The 16,070-nt window shown below is 71.9% G+C and carries 15 protein-coding genes; 10 read left to right on the top strand and 5 right to left on the bottom strand.

Annotated elements, in window-relative coordinates:
* Positions 1–36: 36 nt before the first annotated feature.
* Genes ABZ079_RS09735 through ABZ079_RS09710 form a run of 6 tightly spaced genes read left to right on the top strand, consistent with a single transcriptional unit; the run spans position 37 to position 6,330 of the window.
* Positions 37–1,023: a cysteine synthase family protein gene (locus ABZ079_RS09735; RefSeq protein ID WP_356938878.1), complete on the top strand. Its 987-nt coding sequence runs from the start codon at positions 37–39 to the stop codon at positions 1,021–1,023.
* Complete coding sequence (gene epsC / locus ABZ079_RS09730; protein ID WP_356938877.1) at positions 1,020–1,736, top strand: serine O-acetyltransferase EpsC; 717 nt, start codon at positions 1,020–1,022, stop codon at positions 1,734–1,736. Before ABZ079_RS09735 ends, epsC begins: the two co-directional genes overlap by 4 nt.
* Positions 1,726–3,027, top strand: a complete 1,302-nt coding sequence (locus ABZ079_RS09725) for an ATP-grasp domain-containing protein (RefSeq protein ID WP_356938876.1) — start codon at positions 1,726–1,728, stop codon at positions 3,025–3,027. Before epsC ends, ABZ079_RS09725 begins: the two co-directional genes overlap by 11 nt.
* A complete protein-coding gene (locus ABZ079_RS09720) occupies positions 3,024–4,385 on the top strand; it encodes a hypothetical protein (protein ID WP_356938875.1) in 1,362 nt (453 codons plus the stop codon). The genes ABZ079_RS09725 and ABZ079_RS09720 overlap by 4 nt, the downstream gene beginning before the upstream one ends.
* On the top strand, positions 4,382–5,647 hold the full coding sequence (locus ABZ079_RS09715; protein WP_356938874.1) for an MFS transporter: 1,266 nt from the start codon (positions 4,382–4,384) through the stop codon (positions 5,645–5,647). The genes ABZ079_RS09720 and ABZ079_RS09715 overlap by 4 nt, the downstream gene beginning before the upstream one ends.
* Positions 5,648–5,652: 5 nt before the next feature.
* The gene (locus tag ABZ079_RS09710; RefSeq protein WP_356938873.1) at positions 5,653–6,330 is read left to right on the top strand and encodes a DNA methyltransferase; all 678 of its coding nucleotides are present in this window, start codon (positions 5,653–5,655) and stop codon (positions 6,328–6,330) included.
* Between the two features lie 72 nt (positions 6,331–6,402).
* Here the strand turns inward: ABZ079_RS09710 and ABZ079_RS09705 are convergent, their stop codons facing one another.
* Positions 6,403–7,302 carry a LuxR family transcriptional regulator gene (locus ABZ079_RS09705; RefSeq protein ID WP_356938872.1) on the bottom strand — a complete coding sequence of 300 codons (900 nt, stop codon included), beginning with the start codon at positions 7,300–7,302 and terminating at the stop codon, positions 6,403–6,405.
* 521 nt (positions 7,303–7,823) lie between these two features.
* On the opposite strand from ABZ079_RS09705, the gene ABZ079_RS09700 reads away from it, so the two are divergent.
* The 3 genes from ABZ079_RS09700 to ABZ079_RS09690 all read left to right on the top strand — a co-directional run bounded on the left by ABZ079_RS09700 (position 7,824) and on the right by ABZ079_RS09690 (position 9,537).
* Positions 7,824–8,189: a (2Fe-2S) ferredoxin domain-containing protein gene (locus ABZ079_RS09700; protein ID WP_356939000.1), complete on the top strand. Its 366-nt coding sequence runs from the start codon at positions 7,824–7,826 to the stop codon at positions 8,187–8,189.
* Positions 8,190–8,415: 226 nt separating this feature from the next.
* Positions 8,416–8,817: a relaxase domain-containing protein gene (locus ABZ079_RS09695; RefSeq protein WP_356938871.1), complete on the top strand. Its 402-nt coding sequence runs from the start codon at positions 8,416–8,418 to the stop codon at positions 8,815–8,817.
* A gap of 30 nt (positions 8,818–8,847) precedes the next feature.
* The gene (locus tag ABZ079_RS09690; RefSeq protein ID WP_356938870.1) at positions 8,848–9,537 is read left to right on the top strand and encodes a GAF and ANTAR domain-containing protein; all 690 of its coding nucleotides are present in this window, start codon (positions 8,848–8,850) and stop codon (positions 9,535–9,537) included.
* A 4-nt stretch (positions 9,538–9,541) separates the two neighbouring features.
* On the opposite strand, the gene meaB is transcribed toward ABZ079_RS09690, so the two are convergent.
* The 4 genes from meaB to ABZ079_RS09670 form a co-directional block, all read right to left on the bottom strand.
* Positions 9,542–10,546 carry a methylmalonyl Co-A mutase-associated GTPase MeaB gene (meaB, locus tag ABZ079_RS09685; protein ID WP_356938869.1) on the bottom strand — a complete coding sequence of 335 codons (1,005 nt, stop codon included), beginning with the start codon at positions 10,544–10,546 and terminating at the stop codon, positions 9,542–9,544.
* Between the two features lie 5 nt (positions 10,547–10,551).
* On the bottom strand, positions 10,552–12,726 hold the full coding sequence (gene scpA / locus ABZ079_RS09680; protein ID WP_356938868.1) for a methylmalonyl-CoA mutase: 2,175 nt from the start codon (positions 12,724–12,726) through the stop codon (positions 10,552–10,554).
* Positions 12,726–14,543, bottom strand: coding sequence for a methylmalonyl-CoA mutase subunit beta (locus tag ABZ079_RS09675; RefSeq protein WP_356938867.1), 1,818 nt, complete (start codon positions 14,541–14,543; stop codon positions 12,726–12,728). Before ABZ079_RS09675 ends, scpA begins: the two co-directional genes overlap by 1 nt.
* A 113-nt stretch (positions 14,544–14,656) precedes the next feature.
* Positions 14,657–15,151: a MarR family transcriptional regulator gene (locus tag ABZ079_RS09670; protein WP_356938866.1), complete on the bottom strand. Its 495-nt coding sequence runs from the start codon at positions 15,149–15,151 to the stop codon at positions 14,657–14,659.
* A 113-nt stretch (positions 15,152–15,264) separates the two neighbouring features.
* Between ABZ079_RS09670 and ABZ079_RS09665 the strand changes: the two genes are divergently transcribed.
* Entirely contained in the window at positions 15,265–15,780 is a 516-nt protein-coding gene (locus ABZ079_RS09665; RefSeq protein ID WP_356938865.1) for a YceI family protein, read from the top strand.
* Positions 15,781–16,070: the final 290 nt, after the last annotated feature.

The following is a 16,070-nucleotide window of genomic DNA, read 5'->3' as shown; positions in this document are numbered from 1 at the left end:
TGGCAGGTGTCGGGCAGAACTGATCCGGAGGGCCCCGTGACCGAACTAACCACCGGCGGTGTCGTCGGCTCACTCGAGGAGCTCGTGGGCAACACTCCGATGCTGCGACTGAGCCTCGCCGGACTGCCCGCCGACGCGCATGTGCTGGCGAAGCTGGAGGCGGCCAACCCGCTGTCCAGCATCAAGGACCGGGCGGCCCTGTTCATGCTGACCGCCGCCGAGGAGTCCGGGGCACTGCGGCCCGGTGGGACGATCATCGAGTCCACCTCGGGCAACACCGGTATCGCCCTGGCCGCCCTGGCCGCCGCCCGTGGCTACGCCTGCCGGATCGTGCTTCCCGACAACGCCTCGCGGGAGCGCCTGCTGACCCTGCGCATGCTGGGCGCCGAGGTCGAGTTCACCGACCACACACTCGGCTTCGCCGGCTGTGTGGAGCGGGCCGAGAAACTGCACGCCCAGACCCCCGGGTCCTGGTACGCGGGCCAGCACCTGAACGCCGACAACGTACGGGCGCACTACGAGACGACGGGCCCGGAGATCTGGCGGGACACCGGCGGCCACGTCGACTATCTGGTGTGCGGCGTCGGCACCGGCGGCACCCTGACCGGTATCGCCCACCACCTGCGGGAACGCAACCCGGAGGTGAAGGTCGTGGCGGTCGAACCCGCGGGCTCGCCCCTGCTGTCCGGCGGCGAGCCGGGACCGCACCGCATCCCCGGCCTGAACGGCGGATTCACCAGCCCGGTCACCGATGTCACGGTCATCGACGAGGTGATCGTCGTCGGCGACGAGGACGCCGCGGCCACCACCCGTGCCATCGCGGCCTCCACCGGACTGCTGGTCGGCGTCTCGTCGGGCGCCGCCGCGTACGGCTGCGTGGAACTGGCGCGCCAGCACGACCTGGCCGGTGCCACGGTCGTCACCGTCTTCCCCGATACCGGGGAGCGCTACCTCAGCTGGTGGCCCGAGGCTCAGGACGCCCCGGAGGCACAGGCCGGCACCCCGTCGCAGCCGGCCGGATGAGCACGGTGCGCGCCTCGCCCTCGCTGCGCCAGCGGATCCGGGAGACCCTGGACGTCATCGTCACCCGCGACCCCTCGGTCCGGTCCCGCACCGAGGCACTGCTGCACCCGACCGTGCTGACCCTGCTGGGCCACCGTACGGGCCACTTCCTCTACCGCCACCGCCGGTATGTCACCGCTCGTCTGGTGTGCACCGCCACCAAGGTGCTCACCGGGGGCATCGAGATCCATCCGGGCGCACAGATCGGCCGGCGGTTCTTCGTCGACCACGGCAGCGGAGTCGTGGTCGGTGAGACCGCCGTCATCGGTGACGATGTGTCGCTCTTCCACCAGGTGACGCTCGGCTCCTTCGGCTGGTGGCGCGAGGAGGACGCCCGGCATGGCACCCGCCGTCATCCCCGCCTCGGCAACGGCGTGACGGTCGGCGCGGGAGCCACCCTGCTCGGACCCATCACCGTCAGCGACGACGCCCTGATCGGCGCGATGTCCCTGGTGCTCAGCGATGTGCCCAAGGGCGTGCACGTACGCGCCCCGCAGGCGGTCATCGAGCAGGTGCCCAGATCTTTCACCGCCGCGGACCGCGGGCCCGGAACCCAAGGAGGCGCGGAGAATGTGCCGGCCGGCCGTCGGCCCGCCCGCACCCCCTCCGACGGCCCGCGCACGGATGTGCAGCCCCCACACCGCAACGGATCGGAACGGACCCATGAATCCTGAGCGTTCACTGCTCCTCGTCGGCGCCACCGACGAAACGGTGGCGAAGGCCAAGCAGTTGGGCCTGCATGTCCTGCTGCTGCAGCACCCCACCAAGATCAATGCCGAGCAGGAGCGCCTCGCCGACCATGTGGAGGTCGTCGACTACACCCGCTGGGACCTGGTGGAGCCGATAGCCAAGCGGCTCCACGACACCCCGGGCTTCGCCGCCGCCACCTCGATCACCGAGCCGGGCCTGGAGAACGCGGCCCGCATCAACGACCTGTTCGCCCTGGGCGGCACCGGCTACGAGGTGACCCGGCGCTTCCGCGACAAGGTGGTGATGCGCGAGCACCTGGCCGGCCTCGACCCCGACGCGGTCCGCGCCCGGCCGCTGCGCCGGCGCGAGGACCTGGACGCGTTCGGGGAGCGGCACGGCTACCCCTTCGTCGTGAAGCCGACCGACGCGACCGCCAGTATCGGCGTGCACCGCCTCGACGGGCCCGCCGACGCCGATCGGGTCTGGGCCGAGGTGCGGCGGCTGACCGGCACCAGGACGGACCGGGTCTCGACACTGATGCTGCTGCAGGACTTCCTGATGGAGGAGTACCTCGACGGCCCCGAGTACAGCGTGGAGTCCTTCAGCTCCGCCGGACGCCACGTGGTCATCGCCATCACCGAGAAGTTCACCGACCCCGCGCACTTCGCCGAACTGGGGCACGCGGTCCCCGCCCGGCTCGGCGCGGCGGTCGAGGAGCAGGCACGCGCGGCCGTCATCGCGCTCCTGGACCGGCTGGGCGTCGAGGACGGCGTCTGCCACACCGAGATCCGGATCGGAGCCCACGGCCCCCGCGTCATCGAGAGCCACAACCGGATCGCCGGTGACGCCATCACCGACCTGGTGCACAGTGTCTACGGCATCGACACCATCAAGCTCGCCCTCGCCGCGCCCTTCGGCCTGGCCGAGGAACTCCCCGACCGGCCCGAGCCGCACGGCGGAGCCGCCGTACGGGCCGTGGTGGGCCGGCCGGGCGACATCGTGGAGTCGGTGGACGGTGTGGCCGAGGCGCAGGCGCTCGCCGACGTGCTCGCGGTGCGTATCAGCGCCAAACCCGGGGAGACGGTACGTCCCCTGCGGGACAACTGGGACCGTCTCGGCCTGGTCGCCGTGACCGGCGAGGACACCACGGCGGCGATCCGGCGCGGCGCCGAACTCGTCGGCGACGTGGTGAAGGTCCGGGTGAAGGACCCCGGCGGCCGGCCGGGCCTGGCCGAGGCGGCCCCGGTGAACGACCGGACGGTGATCTCGGCATGAGCGTCCTCATCCTGCACCGCAACCCCTTCGCCGCCTTCCCCTACCGCCGGTGGCTCGACGGCGACGCACCCGGCCTCGACGGCGGCACGCCGTACGCCGGCGACATCGTCGTACTCGCCGCCCGCGACAAGATCGAGCTGGCCGGCGAGGAGATCCCGGGCGACACCGGCCACGACTTCACCCACCTCGAACTCTTCGACACCCTCGACGACGAAGCGGTACCGGCCCGCGCGTTCGCCCTCGCCGAGGAGTACCGGATCACGCACGTGATCGCCCACCACGAGGCGGACGTGGTCCTCGCCGCCCAACTGCGTGAGCGCCTCGGCCTCGACGGGGCGTGGAGCGCCGACATCAAGCCGTTCCGCGACAAGGCCCTGATGAAGCGACTGGCCCGGCAGGCCGGCATCGAGGTCGCCCCGCACACCGTGCCGGGCACCGCCCAGCAGGCCCGCGACTTCGCCGAACAGCACGGATTCCCCGTGGTGCTGAAGGACCGGGCAGGCTACAACTCCATCGGTCTGAGCATCCTCGCCGACCGGGACGAGCTGGAGCCGCGGCTCGCGCGGGCCTACCGGGACGGCTCGCGGGACGACCTGCTCATCGAGGCCTACGTTCCCGGGCGGATGTGCCACGTCGACGGGCTGGTGGTGGACGGCCGCACCGTGGCCGCCTGGCCCTCCCAGTACCAGTACGAGCTGGCCTCGTTCGGCGCCGACCCCGGTCCGCGGGTCGACCTGACCCTGGACGTGGACGACCCGCTCACCCCCCGGCTGCTCGCGCTCGTCGAGCGGACCCTGGCGGCCCTGAAGCCCGAAGGCGGCCGGCTGCGCACCCACGCCTTCCACGCGGAGGTCTTCCACACCCCCGATGACCGTCTGGTGCTGTGCGAGATCGCGGGCCGGTCGGGCGGCGCGAAGATCCGGGAGGTCTTCGAGACCCTCTTCGGAATACAGCTCGCCGTGCAGGTGACGCGCGCGGAGGCGGGCCTCCCGCTGCCCGTGGTCGAGGGCACCACCGACGACGGGGCACCGCTGCGGCCGCGCTGCATGGCGGGGCAGGTACTCACGATGAAGCGGCCCGGCCTGGTGCGCTCGCTGCCCGCCGCCCCCGACGAGGAGTGGGTGAAGGGCTTCTGGCTCTTCGCCGAGGAGGGCCAGGTGATCGCCCCCGCCTCGGGCTCCGCGGACTTCCTCACGGCGGCGGTGGGATCGGCCCCGACCCGCGTCGAATGCGAGCGCAGACTGCGCGCCCTCGGGGCCCGGATCATCTCCGAGACGAAGATCGTGGAGCGCCCTGGGGATGCGGACGCCACCCCCGCACCGCACGAGCAGGGCACCGAGCCGGCGGAGGCGTCATGACGCGGAAGCCGTCGTCCGTCCGCTTCAAGTACATGCTGGGCATGGTCGTCGACGCGACCGGCAGCGGCATGTACCTGCCGCTGTCGCTCCTCTACTTCCACCACGTCACCGATCTGCCGCTCACCCAGGTCGGCGCCATCGTGACGGCCGCCTCGGTGATCGGCCTGGTGAGCAACCCGATCGCCGGTGTCCTCATCGACCGCTTCAGTGCCCGCGCCGTACTGGTGGGCGGATACGTGCTGCGCGCCGCCGCGTTCTGCACCTATCCCGTGGTCGACAACGGCGTGGCCATGTTCGCGGTGGTGCTGCCGGTCGCCCTCGGCGACACCTCCTACCCGCCGGCCATCCAGTCCTTCGTGGCGGAGATCGTGCAGGGCACCGAGCGGGACAAGCTGCTCGCCCTGCAACGCAGTCTGCGCAACGCCGGGCTGGGCGTGGGCGGCCTCCTCGCCGGTGCGGCCCTCGCCCTCGACGAGTCCGGGTTCTACTACGTCGTGCTCGGCGCGGCCGCCGGCTATCTGCTCTCGGGCGCACTGCTCAGCAGCATCCGCCCCGGCACCCCGGCACAGCCGGCGGGCGGCCGGGTCTCCCGCAAGGGCGGCTACCGGATGGTGGCACGCAACCGTCCGTTCCTGGGCCTGACGCTCCTGAACATCCCGACGGCCTTCGCCTACATGGTGCTGTCCGTCGCACTCCCGGTGTACGTCATGCGTGAACTGGACGCGCCCGTCTCGCTGGTGGGCATCCTGTACGCGGTCAACACGGTCGGCATCGCGGTGCTGCAGATCCCGGTCACCCGGGTCCTGGTCAGGTACCGCAGAACGCGTGCGGTGGCGCTCGGTGCGAGCATCTTCGCACTGTCCTTCGTCACCTTCGCGGTGCTCGGCAGCCTGTCGACCGGGGCGGCACTGATCGCCGGCGTGTTCGCGGCGACCGCCGCGTTCACCGCGGGCGAGCTGCTGCACGGCGCCACGGCCTCCGCGCTGGTGGCGCAGGCCGCGCCGGAGGAGACCCGCGGTCGTCATCTCGCGGTCTACCAGCTGTCGTGGGCGGTGCCCATCGCACTCGCCCCCACCGTGCTCACGGCCCTGCTGTCGCTGTCGGCCACCGGGATGTGGCTGCTCCTCGCGGCGGCCACGACGGGCTCCGCGCTGGGCGTGTTGCGCCTGGAGCACAGGCTGCCACGGGCCGCGGTGTATCCGGTGCCGCCCGAGGCCGAACCGGCCCTGACCAAGACCAGCTCCATCAGAAAGGTTGCGTGACCCCCATGGGCATTTCCAGCTGGCGCGTGCTCGGCGCCGAGGATCCGGAGTTCGCCCAGGAGGCGGCCGCCGGACAGAGCGGCCTCGTCAGCCAATTGCGGCCGCTGATCACGGAGTTGACCAAACCCGGCGACCTGGTGTTCGATCCGTTCGCCGGATGGGGCACCACACTGGTGGCCTGCGCGGCCGAGGGGCGGCTCGGGGTGGGCATCGAGATCAACCCCTCTCGCGCCGAGGAGGCACGGCAGCGCGTCGCACGCTACCCGGAGCAGCGCATGCTCTGCGGCGACGCCCGCACGCCCCCGCTCGACCCCGGCACCGTGGATCTGGTCCTGTGCGACCTGCCGTACTTCGGCACCCACCTGGACCTCGAAGCACCCGACCCGGGCCAGATGTACGCGCTGCGCGACTACGACGCCTATCTGGCGGCGCTCGACGAGGCCTTCGCGGCCATAGCCCGGGTGATGCGACCGGGCGCCCACGCGGTCATCGCCGTCCAGAACCGGCGGATCGCGGACCGGTTCGTCCCACTGGCCTGGGACGCCGCGCGGGTACTCGGCCGCCATCTGACCCTGGGGGACGAGCGCGTCCACCTCTACGACTGGCCGGTCAAGGACGACGACGATCCGATGCGGACGAACCGGTCACACGAGTATCTGCTGATGGCCCGGAAGCAGGACTGAGACGGCGGGGGCGGAATGCCGACGGCGACGGTCCCGGTCACGATGCGTGTGGCCGGAACCGCGTGGTCATCGTCAGGAGACCTCTTCATAGGGGGAGAGGTCCATCGCCGGGGCGGGATCCGGGACGGCTTCGGCCGGTGCGGTGCGCGCGGTGGCGTACTCGTCGCGTGCCATCCGGTAACCGAGCTGAAAGCGGTGCTGGGCGCCGTACTGCTCGCGCAGGGCTGCGATGTGCCCTTGCACGGACCGCAGACTCATCCCGAGACGGCGCGCGATCGCCTTGTCGGAGCGGCCCTCGATCAGCAGCGTCTTGATGGCCCGGCGCATATCGGGCACGACCTCGCCGGCGGCGTCCGCCGCCCGCACCGGACGGAACGGGAACTGCCCCGCCCGTACCCAGGCCTTCTCGAAGACGTCACCGAGGAACGCGACGACGGCGCGGTCCCGGATCAGGGCCGCGCTGTGGCGGCGTTCGCCGCCGGGGATGAAGGCGACCTCTCCGTCGACGATGATCAGCCGGTCGAAGAACTCCGGAAGCGTGCGCACCTCCACACCGAATTCCATGACCTTCTGGACATACTTCTTCGTGGGCTCGGAGAACCGGGCACTGTGCCGGAAGAGCGTCCGCATGGCGACTCCACGCGTCAGCGGGTCGCGGATCACCGCGAAGGCCTCGTCCGGTGTGGCTCCCGGGCCCGGGCCGTCCGGCTGGGCCGTGAGGATCTCGCGCTTGGCCCGCCACAGCACCTCGTCGATCGCGTCCTGGACGGCGCCCGGGTCCTCGATGCAGCGGATACTCCCCGACGCCTCGGCGGCCTCGGCGCCGGTGCCTTCGGAGAGGACCAGCCGGCCGGCGGTTTCGGTGGCGTACCGCTCGAGGCTGCTGAGGGTGTCGGCGATCCGCAGCAGGGACTCCACCGGTGAGTCGGCGGGGGACAGGGTCTGCCGTGTCGGCCTACGGCCTGCGCTCATGTCATCATCCTTTCGCCGTACGCGTCCGCACGGGGCCCGTGCCGGGTACGCCAAGGGCGAAGGGCGGCCCGCCTGGACGCGTGGCCGAACGAGGTCAGAGAGAGCACCAGGAAGACATCGAGGGAGCCGCCGGCTCGGCGGGCCTCGACGGCGGCACAGGGGACCCTGGTCCCAGCCGGCATCGAAGCACCCGCATACGATTCCCCCTTGTTCTCGAAACCCCGGCACCCTCATGGCCGCCTGCAGTGCGGCAGCCCTGTGCGGTCCGCCCCGTACCAGCGGGTCTCGCCCCCTCCAGCATCATTCGTGAACGGTCGATGAGCTGCAACACAAGTGCCGGGCTCTCAAGGGTTTCTGGATCGGCACTCTGCGCCGCTTCGAGGAACAGCCCCTTTTCCGGCCGGATGGCCGGGGGTCCGCCGTCGATGAGATGATCTTCGATGACAAGGGGGTGGAGCGGCGTGACCGAGAGGCCGGCTGAAGACGCGCTCGACGACGTGGCGGCGCCGGGGACCGGGCCGGTGCCGTGCCGTGTCGTCGTGTGCCGGGACTGCTGCTGCGGCAGTCCCAAGGTGACCGGTGTGGATCACGCGGCGCAGACCGCACGTCTGCGTGCGGAGGTGCCCGTGCGTGTCTCCGCCTGTCTCGACGTGTGCGAGCGGGCCAACGTCATCGTCGTGCAACCCTCCGCCGCCGGGCGGGCCGCCGGCGCCCGGCCGGTCTGGCTGGGCCTCGTCAACGACCCGGACGCGACCGAGGACATCGTCGGCTGGGTGCGCGCGGGCGGCCCGGGCGTCGCACCTCGGCCGGACATGCTCGACTTCTACGCCTTCACGCCGCCGCGCCTCGACGCCGCGTCCCGGGACCGGCGCCGCCCCGGCCCGTGAGGAACCGTCCCCGCCCGCCCCGCCCGGACGGCCGGGGCACCGCGGTGTCGGACGGGTGCCTGTGACGGCGCCGCTCGTACGATGCGAGCGGCGGCCAGGTTCTCCAGGCAGGCCCGGGTCTCCGGCCGGCGGTTCAGCCTGGCGGGTATCGGCACGTCGTGGCGGCCGGGCCGCTCCGCACCCTGACGATGACGACGGAGGTGTGTGAGGAGCTGGGCCTGCGACGGTGCCCCGGGAGGTGACCCCGGGCCGGCGGCCGGTGCTGGACAGAGCCGGGGTCGATACGAAGCTGATCGACCGGTCGTCCACCCGCCGCCAGCAGATCGAGCAGGCGCTGGAGGGCATCACCGACAGGTACGCCCAGGACCAGGGGCGGCTGCCCAGCGAGCGCGACCGCGACGGACCGGGGCGATGGGCGGCGCAGGACACCCGTCGGGAGAAGAAGACCGCCCGCCCGATCGAGCAGTGGCGCTCAGCCGCGGCCGCGGCGCCTGAAACCCGCGCCCGGCCCTTGTGGCCGGGAGCCCGTCTCGGTGTCGCCGGCATCCTGCCGTGCCGCGGGTCGGGCGAGCCGTTCGCCGTCGGCGCGGTGGGCGGATGCGATGGTGGGGGGTGGGCAGACGGTTGAGTGGGCGGCGGCCGGGACGGAGGAACCGCGATGGACTGGCGCACGTTCGCCGAACAGATGGCGACCCTGGCACGCGATCTGCTGGCGCAGGACACGGTGACCGCCACCCTGGAGCGGATCACCGCTTCGGCCACCCGGCTCGTCCCCGGATGTGACGCGGCCGGCATTCTCATCCTGCACGCCAAGGGAGCGCAGACCCTCGCCCCCACCCACCAGCTCGTGATCGACAGCGACCGGCTCCAGGAGCGCCTGCGGGAAGGCCCCTGCTTCGACGCGGCCCGCCGGCAGGACGAGGAGCGGGTGTTCCGGATCGGCGACTTCGGGGACGATCACCCGCGCTGGCCCGCCTACGTCTCCCAGGCCCGCGAACTGGGCGTCGGCAGTATGATGGGCTTCCTGCTCTTCACCGAGGACGAGGCCCTCGGCGCGCTGAACCTGTACTCACGCAGCCCCGGCATGTTCACCGAGGCCGGTGAGACGGCCGGCTGGCTGCTCGCCTCGCACGCCGCGGTCGCCTTCTCCAGCGCCCGTACGCACGCCCAGCTGGAGCAGGCGGTCGCCACCCGGCACGTCATCGGTGAGGCCATGGGCATCCTGATGGGCCGGCACCAGCTCACCGAGGACCAGGCCTTCGACGTACTGCGCCGCTACTCCCAGGACCACAACATCAAACTTCGGGAGGTGGCCCGCCGGATCTGCGAACGCGGCTGGCTGAACTGACCGCTCAGGGCCGGGCCGGGGGAGCGGTATGCCCCTCGAACGCCGCCAGGATCCGCTCCGCCGCGAGCGTCGCGGTCAACCGGCCCTCCCTGACCTGCTGTTCGAGGTCCGGCGCGGCCTCGCGCACCGCCGGGTCGGCGTGCAGCCGGCCGAGCAGTTCGTCGCGGACCATCGCCCAGGTCCAGCCGACCTGCTGGTCCCGCCGCTTGGCGGCGAGCCGCCCGGTGGAGTCGAGCAGCGTACGGTGCTGCTCCAGCCGCTCCCACACCGTGTCCAGGCCGGTCGCCTCCCGGGCGCTGCAGTGCAGTACCGGGGGAGCCCAGAAGGCGTCCTTGCCGTGCATCAGGCGCAGAGCACCCGCCAACTCCCGTGCGGCCGCCCGTGCGTCGCGCTCGTGCGGACCGTCCGCCTTGTTGACGGCGATCACGTCGGCCAGCTCCAGGACACCCTTCTTGATCCCCTGCAACTGGTCGCCGGTGCGCGCCAGTGTCAGCAGCAGGAAGGAGTCGACCATGTCGGCGACCGCGGTCTCCGACTGGCCGACGCCGACGGTCTCCACCAGGATGACGTCGTAGCCCGCCGCCTCCATGACCACCATCGACTCCCGGGTGGCCTTCGCGACCCCGCCCAGCGTGCCCGCGCTGGGGGAGGGCCGGACGAAGGCGTTCGGGTCCACCGCGAGGCGCTCCATCCGGGTCTTGTCGCCCAGGATGGAGCCGCCGGTACGGGTCGAGGACGGGTCGACCGCGAGTACGGCCACCCGGTGGCCCAGCGAGGTCAGCAGAGTGCCGAACGCATCGATGAACGTCGACTTGCCGACACCCGGCACCCCGCTCACGCCGATCCGCCGCGCCCGGCCGCTGTGCGGGAGGAGCTGCGTCAGCAACGCCTGCGCCAGCGCCCGGTGTTGCGGACGGGTCGACTCGACGAGCGTGATGGCGCGGGCGACCAGGGCCCGCTTGCCGTCGAGCACACCCTTCACATACGTGTCGAGATCGATCGCTGCCATCGGCTCTACAGATCGTGACCGAGGTCGGCCGAAAGCCGCCGCACCAGGTCGTACGCCGCGTCCGGGATCACCGTTCCGGGCGGGAACACGGCCGTGGCGCCCATCTCCAGCAGGGTCGGCACGTCCTGCGGCGGGATCACCCCGCCGACCACGATCATGATGTCCTCGCGGCCCTCCTCGGCGAGCTTCTCGCGCAGCGCGGGGACGAGCGTGAGGTGACCGGCGGCCAGCGAGGACACCCCGACCACGTGCACATCCGCCTCGACCGCCTGCCGGGCGACCTCCTCCGGCGTCTGGAAGAGCGGGCCGACGTCGACGTCGAAGCCGAGGTCGGCGAAGGCGGTCGCGATCACCTTCTGGCCGCGGTCGTGGCCGTCCTGGCCCATCTTGGCGACCAGGATGCGCGGCCGTCGGCCCTCCGCCTCCTCGAAGGCGTCCACCAGGGCACGGGTGCGGTCCACGCTCGGGGACTCCCCTGCTTCGTTGCGGTACACGCCGGAAATCGTACGGATCTGGCTGGCGTGCCGCCCGTACACCTTCTCCAGGGCGTCGGAGATCTCACCGACGGTCGCCTTCGCACGGGCCGCGCGCACGGCCAGCTCGAGCAGGTTGCCCTCGCCGTCGGCCGCCCGGGTCAGCGCGTCGAGCGCGTCCCGGCACGCGACCTCGTCCCGCTCGGCCCGCAGCCGCCGCAGCTTCTCGATCTGCTGGGCGCGTACGGAGGAGTTGTCGACCTTGAGGACCTCGATCTGCTCGTCGCTGTCCACCCGGTACTTGTTGACGCCGATCACCGGCTGCCGCCCGGAGTCGATGCGGGCCTGGGTGCGGGCCGCCGCCTCCTCCACGCGCAGCTTGGGAATGCCGGCGTCGATGGCCTGCGCCATACCGCCCGCCTGCTCGACCTCCTGGATGTGCGCCCAGGCCTTGCGGGCGAGGTCGTACGTCAGCCGCTCCACATAGGCGCTGCCGCCCCACGGGTCGATGACCCGGGTGGTGCCCGACTCCTGCTGGATGAGCAACTGGGTGTTGCGGGCGATGCGCGCCGAGAAGTCCGTCGGCAGGGCGAGCGCCTCGTCGAGGGCGTTGGTGTGCAGCGACTGGGTGTGCCCCTGGGTCGCCGCCATCGCCTCGACGCAGGTGCGTGTGACGTTGTTGAAGACGTCCTGCGCGGTCAGCGACCAGCCCGAGGTCTGCGAATGGGTGCGCAGCGACAGCGACTTGCTGTTCTTCGGGTCGAACTGGGAGACCAGCTTGGCCCACAGCAGCCGCGCCGCCCGCAGCTTGGCGATCTCCATGAAGAAGTTCATGCCGATCGCCCAGAAGAACGACAGCCGCGGCGCGAACGCGTCCACGTCCAGGCCGGCCTCCCGCCCGGCGCGGATGTACTCCACCCCGTCGGCGAGGGTGTACGCCAGCTCCAGGTCGGCCGTCGCGCCCGCCTCCTGGATGTGGTACCCGGAGATGGAGATGGAGTTGTAGCGGGGCATCCGCTGCGAGGTGTACGCGAAGATGTCGGAGATGATCCGCATCGACGGCTTCGGCGGATAGATGTAGGTGTTGCGGACCATGAACTCCTTGAGGATGTCGTTCTGGATGGTCCCGGCCAGCTTCTCGGGCGGTACGCCCTGTTCCTCCGCCGCCACGATGTACAGCGCCAGCACCGGCAGCACGGCGCCGTTCATCGTCATCGACACGGTCATCTTGTCCAGCGGGATGCCGTCGAACAGCTGCCGCATGTCGTAGATCGAGTCGATGGCCACGCCCGCCATGCCGACGTCACCCGTCACGCGCGGGTGGTCGCTGTCGTAACCCCGGTGCGTGGGCAGGTCGAAGGCGACCGACAGGCCCTTCTGGCCCGCCGCCAGGTTGCGCCGGTAGAAGGCGTTGGACTCCTCGGCGGTGGAGAAGCCCGCGTACTGGCGGATCGTCCAGGGCTGGTTGACGTACATCGTCGGGTACGGACCGCGCAGATACGGCGCGATGCCCGGGTAGGTGCCCAGGAAGTCCAGGCCCTCCAGGTCGCGGCCGGTGTACAGCGGCTTGACCCCGATGCCCTCCGGGGTCTCCCACAGCGGTTCCTCACCCCCGGTGGCCCGCTTGACGGCCGTACGCCACTCCTCGGCGCTGCCGCCGGCGACCGGGGTGCCCAGCTCGATGCCGGAGAAGTCGGGGATTCCCATCAGGACACTCCCATGCGGTCGAGGGTCGCGGACAGCACGGCCACGGCGTCGCAGCCCGCGAAGACGTACGAGTCGATGCCGGTGTGGTCGGCCGGGCGGCCCGCGAGGAACACGTGCCGGGCGCCGGCCGCACGCAGCGACGCGGCGGCCTGTTCGGCCTGTTCGGCGTAGAGGGCGTCGCTGGAGCACAGCACGGCCTCGGTGGCGCCGCTGTCCTCGAAGCCGCCCTCGGTGACCGGCTCGATGCCGCCCGCCTGGAACAGGTTGGCGGCGAAGGTCGAACGCGCGGTGTACTCGGCGGCCGAGCCGAGCGTGGCGAGGTAGATACGCGGCCGGGAGCCGGTCGCCGCCAGATGTGCGTCGGAGCGGGCGCGCAGCTCCTCGAACGCCTCGTCGCGGTGCACCCGGGGCAGGCCGCCGGACGGCTGCTCGGGCGTGGGCTCGCGCTTCACCGGCTTCTCGGACAGCAGCGGGAACTCGCTCACACCGGTGATGGGTTCGCGCCGCTTGGCGAGCCGCTTGGACCGCTCCGCCCATGTCGTCGCCAGGTCCGTGCGCAGCCGGCCGGAACGCAGGACGGCCGCCTGGCCGCCGTCGCGCTCGATGGACTGGAAGAACTCCCAGGCGGCGTGGGCGAGTTCGTCGGTGAGCCGCTCGACGTACCAGGAACCGCCCGCCGGGTCGATCACCCGGGCCAGGTGGGACTCCTCGATCAGGATCGTGGAGGTGTTGCGCGCGATTCGGCGGGCGAACGCGTCCGGCAGGCCGAGTGTGTGGTCGAACGGCAGCACGGTGACGGAGTCGGCGCCGCCGACGCCGGCCGCCAGCGTCGCGACCGTGGTGCGGAGCATGTTCACCCACGGGTCACGACGGGTCATCATCACCGGCGACGTCACCACGTGCTGCACCTGCGCGCCCGCGCCCGGCGCCCCGCACACCTCGGCGACCCGCGCCCACAGCCGGCGCGCGGCGCGCAGCTTGGCGATGGTCAGGAACTGGTCGGCGGTGGCCGCGTAGCGGAACTCCAGCTGTCCGGCGGCCTTTTCGACGGAGAGGCCCGCCGCGGTCAGTTCCCGAAGGTAGGCCACACCGGTGGCCAGGGAGGTGCCCAGCTCCTGCGCGGCCGAGCCGCCCGCCTCGTGGTAGGGCAGCGCGTCCACGGTCAGGGCGCGCACACCCGGATACGTCTCGGCGCAGCGCGCGGCCAGCGCGGCGAAGGGCGTGAAGTCCAGCGGGGTGCCGGTGCGGGCCTCGTACCGGAGCGGGTCGGCACCCAGGTTGCCGCGCGCGGCCTTCGGGTCAACGCCCCTCTCCTCGTACAGCCCGAGCAGCGCCTCGGCCGCCGCCTCGGTCTCCCGGCGCCCGTCCAGCACGACCGGGGCCAGATCGAGGTAGACGCCGTCCAGGGCCCGGCCCAGCTCGGAGACGGGGATACCGCCCTTGCCCAGTACCAGCCACAGCGAGGTCACGCCGTTCTCCAGGTCGGCCAGCACGGCGTTCGCCGTACCGTCGACGAGGGCCGTGTGCCGCTGCCGTACATCCCAGCCGCTCGCGATGTTGCCCTCGGGGCGGCTGCCCCGTACGAACGGGGCGAAGCCCGGCAGGCCGGGGTCGGGCGCGTCGTCGCGCGCGGTGTACAGGGGACGGGTGCGCAGCCCGTCCTCCAGCGTCGTGGACAGAGCGTCCTCAGCTGCCGCGCCCGAGACTTCCTTGCCCGACTTGCGCAGCACACCCTCGACCAGGCGTTGCCACTGCTCGTGTGTCGCGTCAGGGAACTCGGCGGCCAGTGGGAGCCCGTCGTCAGGCAGGACCGTCATGGCTCGGATGCTAGGGCAGGCCGCTCGATCGAGTGCAGAGCGAGCGCTGTGAGGTTTCTCCTCTTGCCCTTGTGACCTGTGCCTCTCCGGGCCGCGGCGGCGCCTCTCGGAGGTCAGCGCGCCTCCTCGCCCAGGGCCGGTACCAGCGCGCCGAGGGCCGCGCGCTGCTCGGCGCCCATGGAGTCGGCGAAGGCCTGCCGGACGGTCTCGGCGAGCAGGACGGAGGTCTCCCGCAGCCGCGCACGCGCCCTCCCGGTGAGGGCGACCTCCACGCCCCGCTTGTCGCCGCACACGGACCTGCGGGTGACCAGGCCGGCGCGCTGGAGGCAGGCGATCTGGTAGGTGAGCCGGGTCTTGGGGCGGCCGAGGAGGTCGGCGACCTGGGTCATGCGCAGCGCGGTACGGGGCCTCTCGGCCAGCAGGCACAGGATCAGGAACTCGTCGTGGGAGACGTCGAGGCTCTCCCTCACGACCGACTTCAAACGCTGTTCGACCATTCCTGTAGCAGCCAGCAATAGCATCCAGGCGCGTAGCTCGTCCGGCAGGAGTCCGGAACCCGCGGCAGGACATTCGGGCTGGTCGCTGGGGTGCAGGTCGGGGGCGGACATGGGGGGAGTCTAACCCGTTGTCCAAATTCGGACGTATGGGCTTGTTCGCCGTCGGCCCAGCGGCTAGCGTTCGTGATCATCCAAATTTGGACCACTGATTCAGGAGTACGACGATGACCGTCGCCGTGGAAACAGGTCTCTGGCAGCTCGACCCGACCGCGTCAGCCGTGAACCTGCGGCAGAAGGCGTTCTGGGGCATGTCCTCCGTGAAGGGCACCTTCACCGCTGTCCGCGGCGAGGGCGAGGTGGGGCCCGACGGCTCGGCCACCGGCACCCTGGTCCTGGACGCGGCCTCCCTGGACACCAAGAACGCCAAGCGCGACACCCACCTGCGCACGGCCGAGTTCTTCGACGCCGACAACCACCCGCAGATCACGTTCGTGGTCACCGGCGCCGACCGTCTCGACGGCGACATCGTCCGCGTCACCGGCCGGCTGACGGTGCGCGGGGTCACCAAGCCCCTCTCCTTCACCGGCCGCCTCGCCGAGGTCCGGACCGACGCACTCGTCCTGGAGGCGGAGTTCACCGTGGACCGCACGCAGTTCGGCATCACCTGGAACCAGCTGGGCATGGTCGCCAAGGTGGCCACGGTGACGACCAGGCTGCGGTTCACGCGCGCGGCTGCCTGAGGTCGGCCCTCGACCCCGGCTGCGGCGCACGCCCCGCGGGGGAGCGCCTGCCAGGCGGCCGTCAGGGACGAGGCCGCAGGCGGGCGCTCTTCCTGGTGGGCGGCGGAACCGGCCGGAGGGCGCCCGCGGTTCCGCGGCCGCCGTCTCGTGCGGCCGCAGTGTGACCGGGCCGCGCCCGAGCGGCCCGTACCGGCTCCTGCCCCGGTCCGTCGTCAGCGCGCAGTGCGGGGTGGGCGGGGAACCGCCCATCACCACCCGCAGGTCAGCGCGGTGAGCGAGTGCGCCGGGGC

It is taken from the genome of Streptomyces sp. NPDC006314, assembly GCF_040613075.1.
In the GTDB taxonomy this organism is placed as follows: Bacteria; Actinomycetota; Actinomycetes; order Streptomycetales; family Streptomycetaceae; genus Streptomyces.
The sequence above is the reverse complement of the archived record's forward strand: the minus strand, read 5'-3'. Positions and strand labels throughout refer to the sequence as shown.